The following is a 22897-nucleotide window of genomic DNA, read 5'->3' as shown; positions in this document are numbered from 1 at the left end:
AAGAAATGGGCATTATTCAGGCGTGCCCCCTGAGCTGCCTGATCACGAGGGGCTCGTCGCCGACCTCCGGGTCCTGCGCGAGCGCGGCCTGATTCGGCTGCGCGATACCCACCTGCCCGCCGCGCTGCTGGCCGCGGGGCAGCGCCATCCCGGCCTGGACGCCGTCGCGGCCTTAGAACGGCTGCTGGGCGAGGCGGTGCGGCGGCTCGGCGAGGGCAACCTGGGGTCGGCGGCGGCGTACACGTTCGGCCTGGTCCAGGGCACCAGGGACTGGGCCGCCTCGGACCGCAGGCGGCGGGCCGCGCGCGAGTACGGCGTGAGCGTGGAACGTTTCCGCAAGCACCAGGAGCGGCTGGTGCTCGCCCAGGTGGCCGAGCAGATCCTGGCCCTGTGCGGCGACGGTGGCGCGGTCGCGACAGAGCCGCGCACGATCGACCGGGCCAGGATCCCGGTCGCCGCCGGCGCGGCCTGGGTGATCGTGCAGGTGCAGCCGATCGAGCTGGTCACCGGCGTGGACATCCTGGTGTCGCCGGAGAACGTGTACCTGGAGATGTCCAAGCCGTTCATGCCGTCGGTGTCGGCGGCGGTGCGCAGGACCGGGGCCAGGCGCGGCCCGACCGGCGAGGTGGTGGACGACGTCATCCAGCGCGAGCTGCGCGAGTGGCTGGCCGCGCACGGCCGGACCGGCCTGCCGGTGGCCGTCGGGACGGTCGCGCCGACCGGTCCCGGCAGCCTGTCCATGAACGGCGTCCGCCGCGTCTACCACGCGGCGGTGGCCGCGCCGCGCACGGGCAGCAACGGCTACGACGTGCCGCCCGCGGCGATCGCCCTCGCCGTGCACCAGGTGTTCCAGCTGGCCGAGAGCGAGCGGGACACGTTCGCGCCGCCGCTGCGCTCGCTGTGCTTCCCGCTGATCGGGACCGGCCGGGGGTCGCTGCCGCTGCGGACCGGCCTGCACTGGCTGTGGACCGCGATCGTGGAGAACCTGGAACGCCACCCGGCCTGGGAGGTGCATCTCACCGTGCCAGCGCCGGAGGTCGCGGAGACGGTGGTGCGGGCGCTGTCGCGCTGATCCGCGCCACCACCTCGGCCGCGCGCGGCGCCTCCTGGAGCGCCGCCCGCCAGCGGGCGTGCAGGGGGGTGTCGCCGGGCGCGCAGAGCAGGCTCAGCGGGCCGGTGACGTAGTTCGCGGCCAGCGTGGGCAGCGGGACGAGCTCGGGCGCGTGGAATCCCCTGGCCTGCGGGATCCGGCCGTCGAAGCCGGGCAGGCGGCCGACCCGCTCCAGCAGGCCCAGGCGCAGCCAGCGGGCCAGCTCCACCTGCCCGTCCGCGGCGGCCTCGAGCAGGGCGACGAACTCGACGGCCATCGCGTACGACTCCGCCGCCAGTAGCCCCGCGCCGAACTCCAGCTCGCCGTCGACGGCGGCCAGCCGGTCCAGGTGGGCGCCCTCGTGGATGCCCAGCCAGACCCGGCGGCGCGGCTCCGGCTCCGGCCGCCCCACGGCCACCAGCACGTTCTCGCTCCCCTTTCGCGTGGGCAGGCGCAGCCAGGTGCGCCAGACCATGCCCGCGTACGCGTCGCCGCGCACGATCCGGTAGCCGCGGGCGGGTTCGGGCCGGTATCGCTCGCCCCACCGGAGTTGCCCCTTGGCGGAGTCGCGCCCCCGCGACAACCCCGCCGGGGGCCCCATCGGGACGGCGGCGCAGAACTCAGCGACGAGCTGGCCCAGCCGCCACACTTCCGGACCGATGGGAGCGACAGGGCCGGGATCGCCCGCGTCCGGGTAGGACGGCGGCACCCGGCCGCCCAGCGCGCGCAGCGCCCGCAGCCGCGTGGCGGCGGGGCCGCCGTGCCGGATCCCGGCCGTCCTGATCACCTGGTCCAGCCCGTCGAACGCCCGCCCGAGCAGCGCGCACCCGAGCGCCACCTCGGCCCAGCCGCGCACGGTCCAGGCCGCCGCCTCCGCGCCGGCCGCGGGCACCGCCATGGCCGCGCCCGCCCGCGCCGCCGCCCAAGCGTGTACGGCGTCGCGGCTCAGCTTCTCCACAGCCTGACCCTGAGGACGAGCCGGTCGGTGTCCTGGAAGGCGGTCCTGGCGTGCAGGGTGCGCCGGTTGTCGAGGATGATCACGTCGCCGGGGCGGTGCCGTACCTCGCAGGCCTCGGCCCGCTCCAGCGCGACGGCGAAGTCGGTCGCGGCGCGGCGCTGGTCGCCGGGGAGCGGCTGGGCGAGATTGTCGGCGCGCCAGCGGATCGTCCCGTCGGCGGTGGCCACCGTGGCCGGGCGCGAGGCGGGCACGGTGGCGCGGAAGACTTCGGGGACCGTCCAGGACCAGGCGGGGCGGCGAAGGGCGGCCAGCGTGCCGGGGCGCACGGTCGACAGGGCGGCCGCCGCGCCGAGCAGGCGAGTGTCGCCGCCGTCGGCCGCGGGCCGTACCACGAAGAGGCAGACGTAGTCCTCGGGGCGCGCGTGGTACTGGGCGTCGGTGTGGAAGGCGGCCGGCCCGGTGCGCTCGGAGAAGGTGCCGTGCGCCCGGCCGGGGCGCGGCTTGACCTCCCAGACGGCCTGGCCGCCGTCCCTGGTCGACGGCCGGCCGAAGTGTTCTGCGATGGCGAGCACCGACGTGTGGTCGGCGCCGAACCGCTGCCGGTGGAGCACCGTCCAGCCCTGTTCGGCCAGCTCGGCGCCAGCGCGCTGGTATCCGTTCATGATCAACCCCGTCTCGCGGAAACCGGTGTTTCCCGTGGTCTCCAGCCAACAGCCGGCGGGGGTGCGGCACCCGGTCGCGTTCCGGTCGGCTTCAGGGCGAGTTGCGGGCGGGCCTTGCGAGAGTCAGGTCATAAGCCTAAGGTTCGCTCAACCATAGTGAGATACATTCACTTGTAGATGCTTGTAGAGAAACGACGCAAGGGGGAGTCGAGGAGTGTTGGCTCAAGAGCGCAGGCTCGCCGCGATCGCCGCGGCCTCGGCCGCGGCCTTCCGTCGCAGCGACTACCACCAGGTCCGAGCCGAGGACGTCGCCGAGCGGGTCAGGCTGCCCCGCGGCGCCGAGAAGGACAGCGGGCGCAGCGCGGTCTGGCTGTACAACGAGGTCCGCAGCCGCCGGGTCCTGGTGGCGCTCGCGGTCAAGCACGCCTTCGACGAGTTCACCAGCGGCGAACCGGCGCCCGAGCCGGCCAGGTCCGTGCTCGGCGCGCAGGCCCTGGTGACCACGGCGCTGCGCCGGATCGCCCGCTTCCACCAGCTCGAACGGTTCATGCTCGCGCAGGTGCGGCTGGGCATCGGCGACATCTCCACCTCCGAGAAGCGCCCGTCCGCCGCGCAGACCCCACCCGGCTGGCTGCCCGGCACGTTCGGCGCCGCCGCCGCCGCGGGCTGGGAGGGCCGGGTCACCGCGTACGCGGAGTATCTGGCGCCGCGGCTGCGCGAGGCCGCGCTGACCGTGACGGTGCCGCCGGAGGGCTGGGACCGGCACAGCGCGGAGCGCCTGTCCGAGCTGGCGTTCCGGGCCATGGTGGACGACCCGGAGGGCCCGGTCGATCACCAGGCCAACGCGCTGGCCGCCTACTGGCTGTCCCGGGATCTGGTGCCGCTGGCCGGGGAGTGGGCCGACCGGCTGCACACCGCCGAGCGCACCTGCGAGCTGACCGAGCGGATCGGCCCCAACGGCCGGGCCCGGGTGCGCGCCCTCGACGTGGTCTTCCAGGTCCTGCTGGACGACAGCCCGCTGCTGGTGCGGGCCGCCGAGGTGGGCACGGAGCTGACCGGCCTGATCGGGGACAATCCCGGCGACCAGCCGTGGCGGTGCGACGTGGCCAGCCGCCGCGGCCTGGCCCTGCTCCGGCTGGGCGACACGGCCGGCGCGCGGGCCGGTTTCGAGGAGTCGGCGCGGATCGCGGCGGATTTCCCCGACACCTACGACCGCGAGTCGTACGCGATCAGGGCCGAGCACAACCTGGCCGAGGTGCTGGTCGAGGAGGGCCGCCCGGCGGCGGGGCGGCTGGCGCTGCTGCGGGTGGCCGAGAAGCGGGCCCGCGGGGTGCCGGAGATCGGGGTCGGCCCGGCGTGGCGGCGGCTCACCCTGACCCGGCAGGCGCTGGCCGGGGCCGAGACCCGGTCCGGCCGGGTGGTGGCCGGGGTGACGGCGGCCGAGCAGGTGGTGGCCGACCGGGAGGAGCGGCTCGGCCCCGACAACGTGAACACCGCCTCGGCGCGGGTCACGCTGGCCGAGGCGCTGCTGGCCGCCGGGCATCCGGCGCAGGCCCGCCACCATCTCACCGAGGCGATGCGGCTGCGCGAGCTGCACCTGCCGAAGGAGGGCTACTGGCCGCAGTACGACCTGGTCCGGCTGGCCGAGATCGAGCTGTCCGCGGGCTTCCCCGCGCAGGCGGTGCGGCTGCTGGAGGAGGCGATCGTGATGAGCCCCTGGTTCGCCGAGCGGGTCTCGCCCCGGCTGCGGCGCGACGCGGTCCTGATCCGGGCCCGCGCGCTGGTCGCCTCCGGTGACGTGGCGCGTGCCCTGGACGATCTGGAGCGGCTGCCGCCGGACCGGGCGGCGCGGCGGGTGCGGGCGGCCGCGATGCTGGCGATGGGCGAGACCGAGGCGGCCTCCCGGCTGCTCGCCACGATCGCCGAGGCGGAGCGGGAGCTGGACGACGACCATCCGGGCCAGGCGGAGACGCTGCTGCTGATGGCGCGGGCGGCCACCGTGCTGGCCGACGACGACGCGGCGAGCACGGCGAGTTCGGCGCTGGCGGCGCTGGGCAAGGAGGCGATGGACCCGACGCACCCGCTGGTGCTCGCGGGCCGCCTCGACACCGCCCTGCAACGGGCGCGCACCGGCCACGCGAGCGAGGTCCGCGAGCTGCTGGCGCCGCTGCTGGACCGCAAGGTGCTGCCGCACCGCAAGCCCGCGCTCGGCGACGGCCACCCGCTGCTGGCGGAGGCCCGCGCGCTGGCCACCCGGGTCGGCGACCCGCCGTCGACGCTGCCCGAGGACCGGCTCTGGGAAGATCTGTGATGTAGTGCTAACTATATATCTCGTTCTATGAATCTTCGGTCTTGCCTATATTAGGGTCGTACGTGGTGGGTTGGGGGGCCCGGGCGTTTCGTCACCGAGGAGTCGTGTCCCATGGGATTCCCCCCAGGAGAGGTGCCTGCGACCAGGAGGGACGCCGTCCCGGCGACGCGCAGGGACGGGGTGCGGGCCGGGGTCGGGGGGTTCCCGCCGTCGCTCGCGGAGACCTACGAGGTCGTGCGGCCGATCGCCGGTCAGGGGGCGGAGGCCGATCTGGCGGTGGTGCGGGATCGCGCCGGGACCGAGTTCGTGCTCAAGGTGTATCGCGCCGGGTACCGGGCCGATCCGCGGGTGTGGGCCGCCGTGCGGGGGCTGCGCTCGCGCCGGGTCGTACGGATCTTCGAGACCGGCGAAGCCGACGGCCGGGACTTCGAGGTCCAGGAGTACGTGTCCGGCGGAACCCTGGCCGAGCTGCTGCGCCAGGGCCCGGTCGACGCCGCGGCGGTGGTCGCGCAACTGGCCGAGGCGCTGCGCGAGCTGCACGCGCTCGGCGCGGTGCACCGCGACCTGAAACCCGCCAACATCCTGGTCCGTACGGCCGAACCGCTCGATCTGGCGCTGGCCGACTTCGGGCTCAGCCGAGGCATCGACGCCTCGATCGTGTTCGGGACGGCCTCGCGGACGCTGGCCTACGCGCCGCCGGAATCCTTCAGCGGCGCCGTCTCGCGGCAGTGGGACTGGTGGTCCCTGGGCGTCGTGGTCCTGGAGCTGGCCACCGGCCGGTCGCCGTTCGAGGGCATGACCGAGCAGGCGGTCATGCACCACCTGCTGACCAAGGGCATGGACGTGTCGGCGGTGGCCGACCCCCGGCTGCGCCTGCTCTGCCGGGGACTGCTGCGCCGCGATCCCGCCGTCCGGTGGGGCGCCGAACAGGTCGGCGCGTGGCTGGCCGGAGGCACCCCAGAGGTGGCCGAGGACCAGGGGCCGCACGGCGACGGCACCCGGATTCCGCTGCTGTTCCTGGGCGAGCACTACACCGCCCGGGTCCCGCTGGCGCGGGCCATGGCCGCCCGCTGGGACGACGCGGCCCGCCGTTTCCTGGTCACCATGGGCACGCCGGAACACCCCAGCGAGGGCTGGGGCACGCTCCGCGCCTGGCTCCGCCAGTTCGACGACCCGCTGACCGACGACGTCGAGGGCCGCCAGGAGCTCATCGACCTGCGCCTCACCTCCGCCGCCCTCTCCCCCGACGTCAAGCTCCTCTACCTGCTCTACTGGCTCGACCCGGGATTGCCGCCGCTCTATCGCGGCATGGCCATGACCAGGGCCACCCTGCTGGAGCTCGCCGCGTCCGCGCTGGCCCGCCCCCGGGAGGCGCGGGCGGCCATGACCGACCTGTGGAGCCACCACCTGCTGCCCGTCCTGGCCGACCTGACCGGCGCCGAGGAGCTGCGCGGCGTGGACGCCCGCTGGCGGCACCTGGAGTCCACCTTTCCCGCCCACCAGGAGTTCGACGGCGCGCAGGTTCGCAGCGGCCTGCTCGCCCTGGCTCTGGACGAGGACGGCACCACGGCGGTGCTGCGCCGCTCCGTCGACGACGTGCGGGCCGCGCTGCCCGTGCCGGTCCCCTGGTTCGCGGAGCTGATCGACTCCGGCGACCCGGCCCGGCTGCTGGCCGCCCACCTGAGCACCGGCGCCGCGCGGGCCTGGGCCGAGGACGAGGCCCGCCGCCAGGCCCAGCAGCGCGCCGCCGAGCTGGCCAGGGAGCAGCGCTGGCAGGAGCTGGAATCCCAGCGTGCGGCGGGCCGGACGAGGGCGGTGAGCTGGGCGGCGCTGGCGCTCGGGATCTTCAGCGTGCTCTGGCTGATCATCCTGTGGCTGGCCGACGCGCTGCCCGGCGAGACCAGGGATCCGGTCACGGGGGCCGTCGTGGCCGCGGAACCGTCGATCCCGTTCCTGGTGATGGTCCTGGTGTGGGTGTGCGTCGGGTTCGCCGAGGTCGCGGTGGCGGCGCAGATCGCGGGGTCGTACTATCCGCGCTACTCGCTGCTGGGGCCGCTGGGGCGGATCGCGGCGGGGGCACGGGGTTCGGCCGGGATCATGCGTTCGCTGTCGGAGCTGGCGGGTAGCGGGCGGGGCGGCCTCATCGCCGCGGCGGTGATCTTCATTTTCCTGCTGATCGTCGTCAACATCGTGGCGGGGCTGCTGGTGCACTACCTGATCCTGCCGGCCGGGGTGGCGGTGGCGTACGGGCTGTGGACGCACCGCCGCTGGCAGAACTGGGAACGGGAGCTCGGCCAGGCCAGGACGACCACCCTCGGGGGGAACGCATGAGTGGCGAGGTATTCGTGATCGCGGCGCTGGCGGGCGCGGGCGCGGCGGTGGCCGTGGGGTTCGCCAGCCGGACCGCGATCGCCGGGACGACGCTGGCGCTGGAGGGCGTGAGCGCGCTGGGCGAGCACATGAACCGCGTGGTCGCCCGGGCCGAGGAGGCGCACAAGCAGGCGTGCGCGTGGGGGGCGGTGGCCAGCGGCGTGCTGGACCGGAACGCGCGGCTGGCCGTGCTGGCGCAGGCGTGCGCGCGGGCCCCGGGGGGCGAGCGGCTGGCGGCGGAGCTGCCGGAGCCGCTGGCGCCGTCCGGGCGCACGGCCGAGGAACTGCTGCGCTGGTGCGCGGAGGCCGACGACCGGATGGAGCGGGTCGACGGCGACCTGGCCGGGCTCAACGCGGCGGCGATGACCAGAACCGTGTTCGACGACCTGATCCAGGCGCTCGGCGGCACCGGCCAGGCCGGTTCCGCCGCCGAGCTGGCCGCCCTGCTGGCGGATCTGCCGGCGGCGCCCGCCGACCTGGAGATCGCCGAGACGCTGGAGCGCGTGCTGGCGAGGATCCCGGCCCACGTCTCGGCGGATGATCTGCGCGCCATCCGCGACGCCGCCCGCCGGGTCGGCGAGGCGGCCGGTCCGGCGGAGGCGCGCACCCGGGTGGTGGACGTGCGCCATCGGGTGCAGCTGGCCGGCTTGGCGGCGGCCGGCCGCCGCACGGACGCGGTCGAGGCCGCGCGGCTGCTGCACGCCCTCCAGCTCGACGCCCCCGGCGAGCACGTCGCAATCGAGGCCGGGCTCGCCGAGGTGGTGGCCGGGCGCGCCGCCTTCCCTCCCGCCCTGCGCGCCGAGGCGCACGCCGCGTGCGCCGCCGTGGTGGCCGCCGCCGACCGGGCCCACGTCAGGGAGAGCCTGCTGGGCGCGCTCGGCGACCTCGGCTACCAGGTCGAGGAGGGCTTCGAGACGCTGCGCCTGGCCAAGGAGGGCTGGGACCAGCACGCCGTGCAGCTGGTCGTCACGGACGAGGGCCAGGTCCGCTCGGCCGTCGTCCGCACCGCCGAGGGAGGCGACGCCGACGCGGCCCGCGAGCGGGAGTGGTGCGATGCCTTCGACCAGGCCAGAGCGCGCCTGCGCGCGGACGGCGTGGACACCGAGGTCGAGCACCTGCTCCCGCCCGGCACGCGGCCCGCCCCGCTGGCCCGCCCGCGTGGCGCCCGCCCGCGCCGGTTGACCCAGGCCAGGCATCGCGAACGACCGGACTGAGGTCCGGACGGCACGGTTGGATTCGATGGCATCAGGGCAGGAGCGTCCGCATGACCGGAGCGCCGATGGGCTGGCCGGCCTTCGCCAGGGAGATCGACGCGACCCTGGCGGTCCAGTCGCAGTACGTGCTGTACGGAAACCTCCGCGACTTCTTCCTCGTCCGCTCCCCGGAGGGCGAACCGGTCCTGCGGCCGTTGCGTGACCTGGTGTGGCGGGTGCTGGAATCCAACGGGTACTCGGCGCTGCTGTGCTTCGATCCGGTGGACGGGCTGAGCGTGCACCCACCGGAGCCGGGAGCGCTGGACGCGACCACCCGGCTGCTCGGCGGCAAACCGGGCGAGCAGCCGCCGTCGCTGACCCGGCTGCGCGCGGATCTGACCGCGTTCTGCCGCCCGCAGGAACCCGGGGAGCCGCCGGTGCGGGGAGCGTTCCTGGTCGACTACGCCTCCCGGCTGGTGGTCAGCCCGGACCATCTCGACCCGGCGGAGCGGGACTTCTTCCTGTTCTGCCTGAAATCCTCGCGTACGGCGCTGCCACTGTTCCTGCCGGGAAACGCCCGCCCCGGCCCGCTCTACAACCCGGTCATCTGGCTGGTGGAGCGGGAGCTGGACCTGCCGGCGTGGCTGACGGCGGGCAACGAGCGCATCCGCGCGATCGGGGTGCCGAGCCCGGACTTCGGCGACCGGCAGGAGACAGCCCGGCTGCTGGCCAGGTCGTTCCGGGTGACCGATCCGGACCCCGCGGTGTGCGACGCGTTCGCCGAGCAGGCCGAGGGGCTGGCGCTGCAGCAGATGGTGGACGTGACCCGGCTGGCCCGCGATCGCGGGCTCGGGTTCGAGCAGCTGCCGGACGCGGTCCGCACCTACAAGCTGGGGGTGCTGGACAACCCGTGGCGGCGCGGTTTCCTGCGGCGGCGGATCAAGGAGGGCGAGACCAGCGTCCCGGCCAGGATCGTCGGCCAGGACGCGGCGGTGGTCAAGACGCTGGACATCCTCAAGCGGGCCGCGCTCGGGCTCTCCGGGGCGCAGGCGGCGCGGTCGTCGTCGCGGCCGCGCGGGGTGCTGTTCTTCGCGGGGCCGACGGGCGTGGGCAAGACCGAGCTGGCCAAGACGGTGGCGGCGCTGGTGTTCGGGGACGAGTCGGCGTACCTGCGGTTCGACATGAGCGAGTTCTCCGCCGAGCACGCGGGCGACCGGCTGATCGGGTCTCCGCCCGGATATGTCGGGCATGAGGCGGGGGGCGAGCTGACCAACGCGGTCCGGCAGCAGCCGTTCCGGGTGATCCTTTTCGACGAGATCGAGAAGGCGCATCCGCGGATCCTGGACAAGTTCCTGCAGGTGCTGGAGGACGGGCGGCTGACCGACGGGCGGGGCACGACCACCCACTTCTCCGAGTGCGTGCTGATCTTCACCTCCAATCTGGGCATGGCGGGGAGCGACGTGCGGCCTGGCATGCCGTACGAGCGGATCGAGCGGACCATCCGGGCGGCGATCGCCGATCATTTCACCCGGGTGCTCGGGCGGCCGGAGCTGCTGAACCGGCTCGGGGACAACATCGTGGTGTTCGACTTCATCGGCGCCGAGGCGGCCGGGCGGATCTTCGACTCGCAGCTGGACAACATCCTGCGGGCGGTCAGCGAGCAGCACGGCATCGACGTGCTGCCGGCCGGGGCGGTCCGGGAGACGCTGCGGGAGTGGTGCACGGCCGATCTGGAGAAGGGCGGGCGGGGCATCGGCGCGGCGCTGGAGTCGCTGCTGGTGAACCCGCTGGCCCGGGCGCTGTTCGAGCTGCCGCCCGGGCATCGGGGGCGGGTGGAGGTGGTGTCCGTGCGCCGCGACGGGCCGACCGTGACGCTGGAGCTGGCGTGACGGGGCTGCGGCTGAACCGGTGCCACTACCCGGTGACCGCGCTCGGGCCCGGGGTGCGGGCCGGGATCTGGGTGCAGGGCTGCTCGATCGGGTGCTCCGGCTGCGTCGCCACCGACACCTGGCCGGCCGATCCGGCCACCGAGGTGAGCGTGGGCACCGTGCTCGGCTGGCTGGCCTCGCTGAGCGGCCCGGTGGACGGGGTCACGATCTCCGGTGGCGAGCCGTTCCAGCAGCCGGAGGCGGTGGCCGAGCTGATCGCCGGAATCCGGGCCTGGGCGGGCGACCGGCCGGTGGACGTGCTGGCGTACTCGGGGTACACGCTGTCCCGGCTGCGTTCCCGGGCCGGGCTCTCCCTGCTGGTGGACGCCTGCGACGCGGTGGTGACCGGGCCGTACGCGCGAAACCGGCCAGGCGGCGGCTGGCTGCGCGGCTCGGCCAACCAGGTGATCACCCCCATCACCCCGCTCGGCCAGGCCAGGTACGGCGGGGACGAGCCCGCGGGCCCGCGCCTTCAGGTAGGTGTGGAAGGAGATCGTGTCTACCTGATCGGCGTGCCGCGCAAGGACGACCTCGACCGCGCGGCGGAGGCCCTGCGCCGCGCCGGAGTGGAGATCGAGGAGGCGTCATGGCGGACCTGATCTGCCCGTTCTGCGGAAACCTGGGACCGGAGGGCGCGCCGCTCTGCCCGGCCTGCGGCGGCCCGCTGCTGACCGCGGGGACCCAGGTGGGACCGCTCCCCGCGGCCCGGGCCGGCTGCCCGGAATGCGGGGCCGAGATCCCCGATCCGGGCAACCTGGTCTGCGTCGAATGCCTGAAACCGCTCACCCGCCCGCAGGACCGGGCAGCGGGCACCCGGCGGGACGCGCCCCGCGCGCTCCTGCTGGAGTTCCCCGGCGGGCTGGTGACCGTGCCGCCCGGCGGGTCGGCCGTGCTCGGCCGGGACCCGGCGATCAGCGACTACGCCCGGGTGTTCCAGCGTTTCGAGAACGTCTCCCGGCTGCACGCCACCCTCCGCGTCGACCACGGCGGCTCCGCCTGGGTCAGGGACGAGGGCTCCACCAACGGCACGTTCGTGAACGGCGTCCCCGCCGTGACGGGCGAGGCGATCTCCCTCCACGACGGCGACCTGCTCCGCCTGGCCGCCGACGTGGAGGCCCGGGTACGGCTAGGAGAGGACACCCATGGATGACCGGCTGGTGGTGACCGCCATGACGCACGTCGGCGCGGTGCGCGATCACAACGAGGACGCGGTGACCGCCGCCGGGCTGGTCATCTCGGAGATCTCGATGGCCGAACCGATCACCTGCTCGCTGACGCTGTCCCGCACCGTCCTGGTGGCGGTCGCGGACGGCCTGGGCGGGCACGCGGGCGGCGAGGTGGCCGCCGCGCACACGGTCGGCGTGCTGGCCCGCCACGGCTCCACCGCCGAGACCCCCGGCGACCTGGCCGGCCTGATTAAGGACATCGACGCCCAGATCACCACCATGTCCGCCGAGCATCCGGTCCTCACCGGGATGGCCACCACCCTGGCCGGCCTGCTGTTCACCCCCGCCACCACGACCTGGTTCAACGTGGGCGACTCCCGCGTCTACCGCCTGGACGACCGGTTCCTCGGCCAGCTCTCGGTGGACGACTCCCCCGGACTCGGCGAACCCGGCGCTCCCCCGCCCCCCACCCACCTCGTCACCCAGGTGATCGGCGGCTTCGGCGCCGACATCGACGTGCACACCGGCGTGGACACCCGGACAGGCTGCTGGCTGATCTGCACCGACGGCCTCACCGACCTGGTGCCCGTGGCCGACATGGAGGAGGCGCTGAACTCGGCCGGCGACGACAGCCAGGCGGTGAAACGCCTCTGGGCGCTGGCCATGAACGCCTCAGGCCGGGACAACATCACCATCGTGCTGGCCCGGCGCGGCAAGGAGCGCCCGTGAACCTGGACGAGCGGATCGCCGCGCTGCTCGCGGCGCCGCGCGACACCCTCGCCGACTTCCAGCTGGCCGGGCTGCTCTGCTCCCGCCACCTCGGCTTCGACGGCCAGGACTCCGACCGGGACACCGCGATCGGCCTCTTCGAAGGCCTGCTGGGTCGCCTGGACGCCGAACGCGAGCACATGGCCCGGTTCGGGGCGGGCGTGCTGCGGCTGGCCCGGGTGGTCCCGATCGGCAGGCGCGGCGGCCGCCCGGCCGACTTCGCCGCCGTCGTCATGCCGCTGCTGACCGGGCGGCAGCTGAGCGCGGGCGCTCAAGCCGACGTGGCGGCGGTGATCGAGCTCATCACCCCGGTGACGCGGGACGGGCAGGCCCCGCCCGAGGTCGTGGCGCATGCCACCGGCCTGCTCACCATGGCCACGCTGCTGCGCCACCTGGCCCGGCTGCACCGCGGCGAGCTGTCCTACGAGGAGATGCTGCCGCTGCTCACCAAGGCCGTCACGCTGACCACCGCGCTGCCGCCCTCCGGCCCTCACGGCACCGCGCTCCAGGCCCTGCTCAAGGCCGCCCACCTGCGTCTCGACCCGGACGCGGAGATCATCGACGACACCATCGAGGAGCTGGCCCAGGCGGTCGGCCTGGCCGGGTCCGACGAGCTGCTGCGGGTGATCCTGCTGCGCGAGCTCGGCCTGGCGCGGGCCCTGCGCGGCCAGGCGGGCGCCCCGGCCACCGACGCCGACCTGGCCGCCGCGCCGGAACTGCTGGAGCAGGCCCTGGACGCGTTGCGGCCGGGCCACCCGCTGTACGAGGACACGATGCGGATGGTCGGCGGCGCGCTGCTCACCAGGACCGCGTTCGACCCCACGCCCGGGGGCATCGCGCGGCTGCTGGCGCTGGCCGCGCGGGGAATCGCCGAGCACGGTGACACGGTGGACGACACGACCCGGGCCAAGGACCTGTTCCTGCTGGGCATGGCCCAGCTGGTCCAGGCCACCCACCTCGGCGACCGGGCCGCGGGTCAGGAGACGATGAGCAACCTGCGGCGGGCGGCCGAACTGATCCCGCCCGGCGACGAGTTCGCGCCGATGATCGTCGGCGTGCTGGGCGCGGCTCTCAGCGACCGGCACCAGTTCCTCGGCCGGATCGAGGACGCCGAGGCCGCCGGGTTCTTCCTCGAACGGTCCCGCCAGATCATGGATCTGCAGGAGGCCGCCGACCGGGACGTGCGCGCGCTGCGGATCATGACCGGGCTGACCCGGGTGATCCTGGCCATGCGCCTGCGCGACCTGGACGGCCTCGACGCGGGCATCGAGCAGCTCGCCGGGGCGCACGCGGCCATGACGCCGCTGGACCCGGGGCGTGGCCGGGTCGAAGGGGTGCTGGCGATAGCCAGGATCTTCCGGGGGCACGCGCGCGACGACGGCGAGGAGACCGAGGAGGGCATCGATCTCATGATCTCGTCGGCCACGGCGGCGCGCACGGACCAGTCCGATCGGGCCGCCCTGGTGACCAGGGCCGGGCTGGCCCTGCTGTTGCGCGGGATCTCCAAGGGCGATCGGGGACTGCTGAGCCGGGCGATCGAGCTGCTGGAGCGGGCCAAGGAGCTGCCGGAGCCGCCGTACTGGCTGGGGCCGCGGCTTGAGCAGGCGCTGGGGAACGCGTACCTGGCGCGGTTCAAGGCGGGGAACGCTCCCGGCGATCTGGAGAGCGCGATCCGGCATCTGGAGGCGTCGCCGGGGACCGGCGAGCTGGCGGAGGCCTACCGGGAGGCCGGGCGGGGTGCGGACGCGGTCGCGGCCGGGCTCGACGCGCTGCGCGGGCACGCCGACGACGTGCTGGCGCAGGCGGGTCCCGGGCACGGGCTCATGGTGGCGCGGGGGGCCGCCGAGCGCGCGGTCCAGGTGGCTGGCTGGGCGCTGGCCCAGGGCCGGGCCGAGGCGGCGGTCGAGGCGCTGGAGCTCGGGCGCGGCCTGGTCCTGCACGCGGCCACCGCCGCCGGGGAGCTGTCCGCGCTGCTGACCGCGCACGGGCACGCGGATCTCGCCGCCGCCTGGGAGAGCGCCAGGCCGCCCGACGTCTGGTCGGTCGAGGGCGCCGCAGGGAGCACCGCAGCGCTGATGAACGAGGTGCTGGACCGCAAGCCGCCCGACGAGCTGCGGCAGCGGGTGCTCGCCGTGCTCCGCGGCACGCCCGCGCATCGCGCGCTCCGCTCGGCGCCGTCGGTTCCGGAGATCGCGGGCGCGCTCGGCGAGGCGTCGGCGCTGGTCTACCTGCTGCCGTCGGTCGCGCTTGTGGTGCCCGCCTCGGGCGACGCGCACCCGATCCCGCTGCCGGACACCGACTTCAGCGGGTACGTCGCGGCGCACGAGGCCTTCCGCCGGACGCTCGACAGGAAGGCCTGGCGGGAGGCGCTCGAACAGGTGCCCGCCCGGGAGATCATGGAGCGGTTACCGGACGGGCCGCTCGTGCTGGTGCCCACCGGGGTGCTCGGCCTGGTGCCCTGGCACGCGGCCACCGAGGCGGTCGTCTCGTACGCGGCGTCGGCCCGGCAGCTGACCCAGGCGGCGGGGCGCGGCCGGGCGCCTCTGCGGGAGAGCCCGGTCCTGGTCGGCAATCCCACCCGCGACGAGCTGTTCTGGTCCCGCCGGGAGGTGGCGGAACTGCGGCGGGCGCACTACCCCGGCGCGCCCGCGTACGGGCGTTTCCCCGGCTCCGACGGGACGGCGACCGCGGAACGGGTGCTCGGCCGGATGTCCGCGTCGATGGCGCACCTGGCCTGCCACGCCGTCTCCGCCGACCCGCCGCCCGCCTCCCACCTGAAACTGGCGGACCGGGAGCTGAGCGTCACCGAGATCCTCGCCCTGGAACGCACCGGCGGGCCGGGCGGTCTGGTCGTCCTGTCCGCCTGCGTCAGCGACCTGAGCGTCCGCGACCACGACGAGACCCTCACCCTGGCCGCCGCGTTCCTGCAGGCGGGAGCCTCAGGGGTGATCGGCTCGCGCTGGCTGGTGGCCGAGGACCCGCGCACCGCCGCGCTGATGTTCGTGCTCCACCACCATCTCGCGAGCACCGGACCGGCGCGCGCGCTGCGGGCCGCCCAGCGCTGGATGGCCGACCCCGGCCGCGCCCCCCTGCTGCCGGACACCATCGCCCACGAGATCGAGGACCTGGGCCTCGACCTCGCCGACCCGGCCGTCTGGGCCGCCTTCACCCACCAGGGGATCTGATGCGCCCTCCCGACCTCGCCCGCTACGTGATGGAACGCCTCGACGAGATCCGCGACGCCCTCGACCCCGCGATCTGGGCGCAGCTGCTCCCGCTGCTCGACCAGATCGCCGTCGAGTCCGAGGAGAACGCCGAGGCCGCCTGGTACGACCTGCTCGAACTCATCCAGCTGGGGCTGCCGCGCGGCCACGAGATCCGGCGGACCATCACCGAGGAGCTGTCCGGCGGATACCGGAGCCCGGCCGCCGACACCGAGATCGCCGCCACCCTCGACGTGCTCCGCGCGATGCTCCCCGACCTCGCTCGCATCAGCCCGCCGGAGGGGATCGACGACGACATCCGCCGGGTACGCGATCGGCTCCGTGCTACTCCTTCCCTCACCCCGGACGAGGTGCGCGCCCGGGGCGGCGACCCCGCCGCGCCCGACCTGCTCCGGCTGCCGGGCCCCGGCGGCGTCACGATCCCCGCCTTCCAGTTCGGCCCCGACGGCACGGAACTCCCGGCCGTGCGCGCCGTCAACGAGATCCTCGCCGCCGGGCGCGACCCCTGGGGCGCCGCGCACTGGTGGCTCCGGGGCAACGCCCTGCTCGGCGACATCCCCGCGTCCCTCGTCGCCGGCCGCCCCGGCGACGTCATCGAGGCCGCGCAGACCCTTCGAGAGGAGTACTGAGGTGCCCGCGCAGGACCCCCCGGACAAGCACACCATCGCCGCCCACCGCCTGCTGCTGCCCCGCGGCACCCAGCTCTGGCGGGTGCACTACCGCGAGTTCCCGGTCGACTCCTTCGTCCCGCACCGGCCGCACCCGGGAAAGAACGGCGGCCGTTTCGACGGCGAGTCCACCGACCCGTACGGCCACTGCTACCTCGCCTACGAGCAGAGCACCGCGCTGGCCGAATGCCTGCTGCGGTCGATGCAGTTCAACGACGACGGGCCGCGCGAGCTGTCGGTGTCCCAGCTGGAGGGGCGGCGACTGTCCCTGGTCGAGACCACCCGGGAGCTGCCGCTGATCTCGCTGTCCAGCACGCCCGCGCTGGCCGCGGTGGCCCAGGACGAGTGGCTGATCCAGGCCGAGCCGCGGGAATACCCGCGGACCCGGCGGTGGGCGCACTGGATGCGCGAGCACGACACCACCGCGGCCGGCCTCGACTGGATCTCCCGCCGGGACCTGCCCAAACGCAGCGTCATCCTGTTCGAGGACCGCTGCCCGGAGCCCCCGATCGCGGCCACGCCGCTCCACGTCGAGCTGGACACCCCCGAGGGGCTCGCCTGGCTGGACGTGATCATGCGGCCGTACCGCGCCGCGGTGTTACTGCGCTGAGACGGGATCCACGCCCTCGTCGCGGAGGCGGGCCACCACCTCCGCGGTGAGGTCGCCGTCGTAGGCCAGGCGGGCGGCGCGGACCGCCGGGCTCACCTCGACGATCACCAGCCCGGCCAGGACGGCGGCCTCGGTGACGTGGCGGGCGAGCTCGCGGCGGTCCAGGTGCTCCTCCAGGGCCTTCTCCAGCGAGGGGGCCGCGCCGGCCAGCCGTACCGCGCCGTGAGCGGCCTCCTGGAAGCGGCCCGCGGCCAGGTGGACGGCGAGCAGGTCGCGGATCTCCTGGGCGTCGGCGCGGCCGGGCAGCTCCACGTCCAGGGCGTCGGCCTCAGTGAGGATGGCCTCCAGCGACTCGGCCGCCTCCTGGGCGCTGTCCCTGGCCTCGGCGAGCAGGGCGGTCCTGCGGGCCACCAGCGTGAGGTGCTCGCCGACCAGCTCGTTCAGGCGGGCGTAGCCGAAGCGGAACGTGCGGGTGTCCGCCACCCCGGCGCGTACGGCGGCGAGCTGGTCGGCCACCGCCTGCGCGCCGTCGGCGTCCAGCGCCTCCCGGTCGTCCCATTCGTCCAGGCGGGTCGCCACCAGGGCGAGGGCCGCCAGGCGCTCGTCCTCGGCCAGCGCGGCCGCAAGACCGGCCCGGACGGCCTCCAGGCGGCGGGCGGCGGCCACCAGGTCCAGGTGCACGGCGTCGGCGTCGGCCTGGTTGGAGACCCGGGCCAGCCGGGTGCCGAGCACGGCCAGCGTGCGCAGCACCCCCTGCCGCTCGTCCTCGGCCGTGCCGCTCACCCGGATGCCCGCCAGCGCCTCGGTACGGCGGGCCAGCGCGACCAGCCGCCCGGATAACCGTTCCCGCTCCACCGCCAGCCGGGACGCGTGCGCGGCGGCCCTGGCCCGGCGGCGGTCCTCCTCCTGCTGGCGGCGTTCCTCGATCCTGCGGCGGCGCTCGCCTTCGAACTCCCTGGCACGTTCCCCGGCCAGCGCCACATCCACGTACCTGGGATTTCCTGACATTCGGGACCCCCTCGCCGAGGCCGAACTATTAATGAGAAATCGTGATCTGGACAGCCGCAGTGGTGTCGGCGGCTGTCTATGGCTTTGTTAGAAGTGGTCGAGTAGTTCGGGGAATCGGGTCAGCCGGAGGACGCCTTGGTCGTGCGGGTCGAGTTCGGCGTGTTCCAGGACCCAGGTGTGCTCGTGGGGAATGAAGACCGCGTTCATCCCGGCCTGCCTGGCCGGGCCGATGTCGGATTTCGGGGAGTTGCCGATCATCCAGGTGGACGGGAGCGCCAGGGAGTGTTCCCGGGCGAGCCACTGATACACCTCCACCCCCTTTTCCGGAACAATATGGATATTTCCGAAATGTCGGGCAAGTTGTGAGGCGTCTAGTTTGCGTTGCTGTTCCGCGGGGTCGCCCTTGGTGAGCAGGAGCAGGCGGTGGCGCCGGCCGAGCTCGGCGAGCGTGTCCGCGACGCCGGGGATCAGCTCGATCTCGCCCCGGATCAGGCGCACGGCCAGCTGCTCGATCCGCCGCTGCTCCTCGATCGTGGCCGGGCGCTCGTTCAGCTGCTCCAGGCACTCGGCCAGGCTGCGCAGGAAGACCTTGCTGCCGTAGCCGTGCACGACCGCGTTGGCCCGCTCGATGTCGTCGAGGATCGCCCTGATCTCGGGCTTGGCCAGGGTGGGATGAGCCAGCCAGTCGAAGAAGTCATCGATGACCCGCTCGAACAGGATGTTGTTCTCCCACAGGGTGTCATCCGCATCGAAGATGAGCACCTGTCCGTCCCGCCGCACATCCGCCCCCATATATCTCTGGATACCTCTAATTAAGCACTACTTGCCGGTTCGCTCACGGAGAAGCAGCAACGCGTATGCCGCGACCGTGCAGGAATCCCCGACCCGGCCGTCGTCGATCATGCGTTCCAGCTCCGCCCGGGGCACCCACGTCTGGATCATGTCCTGCTCGGACGCCTCCCGCCGGGCCGGGCCGGGGGTCAGCCCGGTGGCAAGATAAACGTGGAAGCCCTGGTTGGTGGTTCCGTGCGCGTTGTCCAACCGGCCGATCGGCTCCAGGCTCACCGCCGTCAGCCCGGTCTCCTCGGCCAGCTCAATCCGCGCCTCCTCCTCCCGGTCCCGCGCGACGGCGGCCCCCTGCGGGAAACTCCACGAGCGGCGGCCGATCGGGTACCGGAATTCCTGGACGAGATGGAACCCGTCACGTTCCATTGGGATGACGAGCACGAAATCCGGCTTGTCCACGTAGCCGTACAGACCGGGCGAGCCGTCCGGCCGTTCGATCTCGTCTTCCCGCACGGTCATCCACGGGTTCGCGTACACCACTCGGGAGGAGATGGTCCGGATCATCGCGTCGGTCATGAGGCCCGATCCTAGCGAGTGGTGATTGTTGCGGCGCGGAATAAGTTGGTGTGTCCCGGCGCTGTCCGGGCTGGTGCCGCCCGTTATCGGATGTGCAGGTCAATGAGGATGGTGGGGTTTAGTGCAGTTCGGAATTTTTACCGTGGGCGATGTCACGCCGGACCCGACTACGGGACGCGCCCCGAGTGAGCACGAGCGAATCAAGGCGATGGTGACGCTCGCGCTGAAGGCCGAAGAGGTCGGGCTGGACGTGTTCGCGACCGGCGAGCACCACAACCCGCCGTTCGTGCCGTCCTCGCCGACGACCCTGCTCGGTTTCGTGGCGGCCAGGACCGAGCGGCTGATCCTGTCCACGGCGACCACCCTGATCACAACCAACGACCCGGTCAAGATCGCCGAGGATTACGCGATGTTGCAGCACCTGGCCGACGGCCGGGTCGACCTGATGCTCGGCCGGGGCAACACCGGCCCCGTCTACCCGTGGTTCGGCCAGGACATCCGCAACGGCATCCCCCTCGCGGTCGAGAACTACGCCCTCCTGCGCGAGCTGTGGCGCAACGACGTGGTCGACTGGGAAGGCCGCTTCCGTACGCCCCTGCAAGGTTTCACCTCGACCCCGCGCCCGCTGGACGGCGTGCCCCCGTTCGTCTGGCACGGCTCGATCCGCAGCCCCGAGATCGCCGAGCAGGCCGCGTATTACGGTGACGGTTTCTTCGCCAACAACATCTTCTGGCCGAAGGAACACTTCGTCCGCCTTATCAGCCTTTATCGGGAGAGGTACGCCCACTACGGCCATGGCACACCCGAGCAGGCATATGTGGGGCTCGGCGGCCAGGTGTTCATGCGGAAGAACTCCCAGGACGCGGTCCGCGAGTTCCGCCCGTACTTCGACAAGGCCCCCGTGTACGGCAACGGCCCCTCGCTGGAGGAGTTCACCGAGCAGACACCGCTCACCGTGGGCAGCCCGCAGGAGGTCATCGACAAGACCCTGACCTTCCGCGAGTACTTCGGCGACTACCAGCGGCAACTGTTCCTGATGGACCACGCGGGCCTGCCCCTCAAGACGGTCCTCGAACAACTGGACATCCTCGGCGAGGAGGTCATCCCCGTCCTCCGCCGCGAATTCGCCATCAACCGCCCCGCTGACGTCCCCGCCGGCCCAACCCACGAGTCCCTCGTCACCCAAGCCAATTCCGTCTCCGTCTAAGCCAATCGCGAGGAGGACTTCGTCTTCATCCCCGTCTGAGCCGCCCCGAACAGCGGCCTCGAAGCGGCGGACGAACACCTCGGCGGCCCACCCGACCGCGATGCGACCTCACCACCCGACCCCGATCGATGGCGATTCGACGTCACCACCCCGACCTCACCACCCGACTGCGATTCGACGTCACCACCTGACCCCGCCCTCACCACCGACCGCGACTCAACCTCACCACTCGGCCCCACCTCGACCTCACCACCGACCGCGATTCGACCTCACGTTTCCGGCGCCGCCATCCGACGTCGTCAGTCGACCAGGAAGGACATCAATGCACACCTACCAGCTCGCCGTCGTGACCGCCGGACTGAGCCAGCCCTCCTCGACCCGGATGCTGGGCGACCGCCTGGCGGAGGCGACCCGGCTCGCCCTGGCCGCCGAGCGCCCGGCCGAGGTCCGCGTGATCGAACTTCGCGAGCTGGCCGTCGACATCGCCAAGAACCTGGTCACCGGCTTCCCCTCCCCCGCCCTCGCCGACGCCTTGGACGCGGTCACCAAGGCGGACGCCCTGATCGCGGTCACGCCGATCTTCACCGCCTCCTACAGCGGCCTCTTCAAGTCCTTCTTCGACGTACTCGACAACACCGCCCTGACCGGCAAGCCCGTCCTGATCGCCGCCACCGGCGGCAGCGCCCGCCACTCCCTGGCCCTGGAACACGCCCTCCGGCCACTCTTCAGCTACCTCCACGCGACAGTCGTCCCCACCGCCGTCTACGCGGCCTCCGAGGACTGGGCCTCAACCGGCGCATCCGCCCTTTCCACCCGCATCACCCGCGCCGCGCACGGCCTCGCCGCCCTGCTCCTCCACCACCCGGCCCTCACCACCGTCCCCACCGGGACCGCCGAGCCCGCGAACAGCGCCGAGGACACAAAGGACTTCGAGGACGCGAAGAGTTTCGAGGACGCGAAGAGCTTCGAGGTCGTTCCCTTCGCCCAGCAGCTCGCAGCCATCCGCCCGGCATAGCCGGACGACACTCAAAGATTGTCGAACGGCGCGGAGTAACGAAAAACTCCCTTGATCGACGGCCGGTACTCCGTCAACGGCCGAACCTGGAAGTAATCGCCCCACGCCGGGTCGGGCGACTCAATGCCGAATCCCGTGGCCGCCCGAAACCCGTAACGACCGTAGTAGGCGGGGTTCCCGAGCAACGCCATCAGCGGTTCCCCAAGCGCGTCCGCGGCACCCAGCATCGCGTGCATCAACGCGAGCCCAACACCCTGCCGCTGATGCCCAGGCAGCACACTAAGCGGCCCAAGCCCAAGCGCAGCCGTGTCCCCGACATATCCCCGCGTGCACACCACATGCCCGACAACTTCACCCGCCCCCGTCACCGCCACCATCGACAGCGCGGGCAACCACCCCACGTCGGCCCTGAGCTCATCCACCAGCGGAGCCTCGACCGGCTCAGGCTCCCCCGGCTTGGCAAACGCGGCGCCCACCACAGCCCGGATCACGGCCACATCCCGCGGCCCTTCACGTCGAATCAACACCGGCACAGTCTGAGCCGCCACCATCCCCGCCCGCAACGAAATAACCCCGCAGTGGACCGCCCCCCAACAGGACCTTCCTTTGCGGCACGCCGACCTGCGGCCCGCTCCGCCGCTCGTCAGGGCGTCGAACGCCGCTGGCGACGCCGTACGAGCGCCATCAAACCACCGAAGATCACGGCCACTACCAACGCACTTAGGCCGGAGCGGATCAACGAATAGTCGGGGAAGATCGCGACGAACAGGATGAAGTAGATGACTGCGAACTGTATGACGTTGAGCCAGGGATGCCGTTGGTACCAGGCGGCGGCCCATGCGCTCCACAGGATGCTGGGGAGGAATATCGCTCCGTACGTGATCCCCGCCAAGATGCCGGGGACGGACCCGTGCTGCTGGGTAATGATCGACGATATCGCCGCGGTGCAGAGCAGACTTACGATGCCGAGGATCAGCGGCTGGCCCCATTCAGGCGCGCGACCACCGGGGTTGGCGGGTTGATCTGTTGGTGCCATTTGGAGCTCCTTCCAGGTTGGTATACCTGAAAGGCGTTCCACCCCGTTCCATTTGAGCTACCGCCTCTCGACTCCCGCGCCCAGTGGGGGAAGCTCACACCTCACCCTCCCCCGATGGCTTATCTCCATGGGTGGGAGAACTCTGGATTAGCTGCCCCCTCATTTGGGGCGACCACTGTGCCGACAGGGCCGGGCGGAGCCCGAGAGAAATCAAAGGGAGGTGGGTGGGACGGAGAACCACGTGCCGCGACTGCCGTTTCATCCGGCAACCGCAGCGCTGACGGGGTCGGGCGGAGCCCGAGGGAAAACAAAGGGCTGGGT

Annotated in this window: 20 protein-coding genes; 13 read left to right on the top strand and 7 right to left on the bottom strand. The window is 73.0% G+C overall.

The genetic code is table 11. The features are described 5' to 3' along the window. The first annotated feature begins 22 nt into the window (after positions 1-22). Positions 23-1072 carry a macro domain-containing protein gene (locus Amac_RS49465; RefSeq protein ID WP_155361374.1) on the top strand — a complete coding sequence of 350 codons (1050 nt, stop codon included), beginning with the start codon at positions 23-25 and terminating at the stop codon, positions 1070-1072. Here Amac_RS49465 and Amac_RS49460 read toward each other — a convergent pair. Then, a complete protein-coding gene (locus Amac_RS49460) occupies positions 1017-2048 on the bottom strand; it encodes a hypothetical protein (RefSeq protein WP_155361373.1) in 1032 nt (343 codons plus the stop codon). The genes Amac_RS49465 and Amac_RS49460 overlap by 56 nt on opposite strands. After that, positions 2036-2710 carry a TauD/TfdA family dioxygenase gene (locus Amac_RS49455; RefSeq protein ID WP_155361372.1) on the bottom strand — a complete coding sequence of 225 codons (675 nt, stop codon included), beginning with the start codon at positions 2708-2710 and terminating at the stop codon, positions 2036-2038. The genes Amac_RS49460 and Amac_RS49455 overlap by 13 nt, the downstream gene beginning before the upstream one ends. 214 nt (positions 2711-2924) lie before the next feature. Between Amac_RS49455 and Amac_RS57615 the strand changes: the two genes are divergently transcribed. The 10 genes from Amac_RS57615 to Amac_RS49410 all read left to right on the top strand — a co-directional run bounded on the left by Amac_RS57615 (position 2925) and on the right by Amac_RS49410 (position 16948). After that, positions 2925-5021: a tetratricopeptide repeat protein gene (locus tag Amac_RS57615; RefSeq protein ID WP_155361371.1), complete on the top strand. Its 2097-nt coding sequence runs from the start codon at positions 2925-2927 to the stop codon at positions 5019-5021. Positions 5022-5153: 132 nt separating this feature from the next. Continuing rightward, positions 5154-7352, top strand: a complete 2199-nt coding sequence (locus Amac_RS49445; RefSeq protein ID WP_155361370.1) for a protein kinase domain-containing protein — start codon at positions 5154-5156, stop codon at positions 7350-7352. Further along, a complete protein-coding gene (locus Amac_RS49440) occupies positions 7349-8605 on the top strand; it encodes a hypothetical protein (RefSeq protein ID WP_155361369.1) in 1257 nt (418 codons plus the stop codon). Before Amac_RS49445 ends, Amac_RS49440 begins: the two co-directional genes overlap by 4 nt. A 50-nt stretch (positions 8606-8655) precedes the next feature. Next, positions 8656-10473 carry an AAA family ATPase gene (locus Amac_RS49435; RefSeq protein ID WP_155361368.1) on the top strand — a complete coding sequence of 606 codons (1818 nt, stop codon included), beginning with the start codon at positions 8656-8658 and terminating at the stop codon, positions 10471-10473. Continuing rightward, a complete protein-coding gene (locus Amac_RS49430) occupies positions 10470-11111 on the top strand; it encodes a 4Fe-4S single cluster domain-containing protein (protein WP_155361367.1) in 642 nt (213 codons plus the stop codon). Before Amac_RS49435 ends, Amac_RS49430 begins: the two co-directional genes overlap by 4 nt. Further along, the gene (locus tag Amac_RS49425; RefSeq protein WP_155361366.1) at positions 11099-11662 is read left to right on the top strand and encodes an FHA domain-containing protein; all 564 of its coding nucleotides are present in this window, start codon (positions 11099-11101) and stop codon (positions 11660-11662) included. Before Amac_RS49430 ends, Amac_RS49425 begins: the two co-directional genes overlap by 13 nt. Further along, positions 11655-12407 (top strand): PP2C family protein-serine/threonine phosphatase, encoded by a 753-nt coding sequence (locus Amac_RS49420; RefSeq protein WP_246269203.1) that lies wholly within the window; start codon positions 11655-11657, stop codon positions 12405-12407. The genes Amac_RS49425 and Amac_RS49420 overlap by 8 nt, the downstream gene beginning before the upstream one ends. Then, positions 12404-15631: a CHAT domain-containing protein gene (locus tag Amac_RS49415; RefSeq protein ID WP_155361365.1), complete on the top strand. Its 3228-nt coding sequence runs from the start codon at positions 12404-12406 to the stop codon at positions 15629-15631. Before Amac_RS49420 ends, Amac_RS49415 begins: the two co-directional genes overlap by 4 nt. Beyond that, positions 15631-16299: a hypothetical protein gene (locus tag Amac_RS54240; protein WP_170323050.1), complete on the top strand. Its 669-nt coding sequence runs from the start codon at positions 15631-15633 to the stop codon at positions 16297-16299. The genes Amac_RS49415 and Amac_RS54240 overlap by 1 nt, the downstream gene beginning before the upstream one ends. Before the next feature lies 1 nt (position 16300). Next, positions 16301-16948 (top strand): RES family NAD+ phosphorylase, encoded by a 648-nt coding sequence (locus tag Amac_RS49410; RefSeq protein WP_170323049.1) that lies wholly within the window; start codon positions 16301-16303, stop codon positions 16946-16948. Here Amac_RS49410 and Amac_RS49405 read toward each other — a convergent pair. The 3 genes from Amac_RS49405 to Amac_RS49395 all read right to left on the bottom strand — a co-directional run bounded on the left by Amac_RS49405 (position 16937) and on the right by Amac_RS49395 (position 19318). Continuing rightward, complete coding sequence (locus tag Amac_RS49405; RefSeq protein ID WP_155361363.1) at positions 16937-17956, bottom strand: hypothetical protein; 1020 nt, start codon at positions 17954-17956, stop codon at positions 16937-16939. The two genes, Amac_RS49410 and Amac_RS49405, sit on opposite strands and share 12 nt — an antisense overlap. 87 nt (positions 17957-18043) lie before the next feature. Next, positions 18044-18748, bottom strand: a complete 705-nt coding sequence (locus tag Amac_RS49400; RefSeq protein WP_155361362.1) for an HAD family hydrolase — start codon at positions 18746-18748, stop codon at positions 18044-18046. 27 nt (positions 18749-18775) lie between these two features. Beyond that, complete coding sequence (locus Amac_RS49395; RefSeq protein WP_246269202.1) at positions 18776-19318, bottom strand: NUDIX domain-containing protein; 543 nt, start codon at positions 19316-19318, stop codon at positions 18776-18778. A 121-nt stretch (positions 19319-19439) separates the two neighbouring features. On the opposite strand from Amac_RS49395, the gene Amac_RS49390 reads away from it, so the two are divergent. Together Amac_RS49390 and Amac_RS49385 are read left to right on the top strand one after the other, a co-directional pair. After that, positions 19440-20525: an LLM class flavin-dependent oxidoreductase gene (locus tag Amac_RS49390; RefSeq protein WP_155361361.1), complete on the top strand. Its 1086-nt coding sequence runs from the start codon at positions 19440-19442 to the stop codon at positions 20523-20525. Between the two features lie 322 nt (positions 20526-20847). Continuing rightward, entirely contained in the window at positions 20848-21540 is a 693-nt protein-coding gene (locus Amac_RS49385) for an FMN reductase (RefSeq protein ID WP_155361360.1), read from the top strand. A gap of 11 nt (positions 21541-21551) precedes the next feature. Here the strand turns inward: Amac_RS49385 and Amac_RS49380 are convergent, their stop codons facing one another. Together Amac_RS49380 and Amac_RS49375 are read right to left on the bottom strand one after the other, a co-directional pair. Continuing rightward, on the bottom strand, positions 21552-22067 hold the full coding sequence (locus Amac_RS49380) for a GNAT family N-acetyltransferase (protein ID WP_155361359.1): 516 nt from the start codon (positions 22065-22067) through the stop codon (positions 21552-21554). 116 nt (positions 22068-22183) lie between these two features. Beyond that, complete coding sequence (locus Amac_RS49375; protein ID WP_155361358.1) at positions 22184-22576, bottom strand: hypothetical protein; 393 nt, start codon at positions 22574-22576, stop codon at positions 22184-22186. Positions 22577-22897 lie beyond the last annotated feature (321 nt).

Origin of the sequence: Acrocarpospora macrocephala (genome assembly GCF_009687865.1) — a bacterium.
In the GTDB taxonomy this organism is placed as follows: domain Bacteria; phylum Actinomycetota; class Actinomycetes; order Streptosporangiales; family Streptosporangiaceae; genus Acrocarpospora; species Acrocarpospora macrocephala.
Note: the sequence above shows the minus strand (reverse complement) of the source record. Positions and strands in the feature narration are given on the sequence as shown.

What these genes read in the sequence shown, in the direction of transcription:
- Amac_RS49455 (WP_155361372.1), bottom strand. Translation starts at nt 2,710, where the DNA reads ATGAACGGATACCAGCGCGCTGGCGCCGAGCTGGCCGAACAGGGCTGG.
- Amac_RS49440 (WP_155361369.1), top strand. Translation starts at nt 7,349, where the DNA reads ATGAGTGGCGAGGTATTCGTGATCGCGGCGCTGGCGGGCGCGGGCGCG.
- Amac_RS49435 (WP_155361368.1), top strand. Translation starts at nt 8,656, where the DNA reads ATGACCGGAGCGCCGATGGGCTGGCCGGCCTTCGCCAGGGAGATCGAC.
- Amac_RS49425 (WP_155361366.1), top strand. Translation starts at nt 11,099, where the DNA reads ATGGCGGACCTGATCTGCCCGTTCTGCGGAAACCTGGGACCGGAGGGC.
- Amac_RS49420 (WP_246269203.1), top strand. Translation starts at nt 11,655, where the DNA reads ATGGATGACCGGCTGGTGGTGACCGCCATGACGCACGTCGGCGCGGTG.
- Amac_RS54240 (WP_170323050.1), top strand. Translation starts at nt 15,631, where the DNA reads ATGCGCCCTCCCGACCTCGCCCGCTACGTGATGGAACGCCTCGACGAG.
- Amac_RS49405 (WP_155361363.1), bottom strand. Translation starts at nt 17,956, where the DNA reads ATGTCAGGAAATCCCAGGTACGTGGATGTGGCGCTGGCCGGGGAACGT.
- Amac_RS49400 (WP_155361362.1), bottom strand. Translation starts at nt 18,748, where the DNA reads ATGGGGGCGGATGTGCGGCGGGACGGACAGGTGCTCATCTTCGATGCG.
- Amac_RS49395 (WP_246269202.1), bottom strand. Translation starts at nt 19,318, where the DNA reads ATGACCGACGCGATGATCCGGACCATCTCCTCCCGAGTGGTGTACGCG.
- Amac_RS49385 (WP_155361360.1), top strand. Translation starts at nt 20,848, where the DNA reads ATGCACACCTACCAGCTCGCCGTCGTGACCGCCGGACTGAGCCAGCCC.
- Amac_RS49375 (WP_155361358.1), bottom strand. Translation starts at nt 22,576, where the DNA reads ATGGCACCAACAGATCAACCCGCCAACCCCGGTGGTCGCGCGCCTGAA.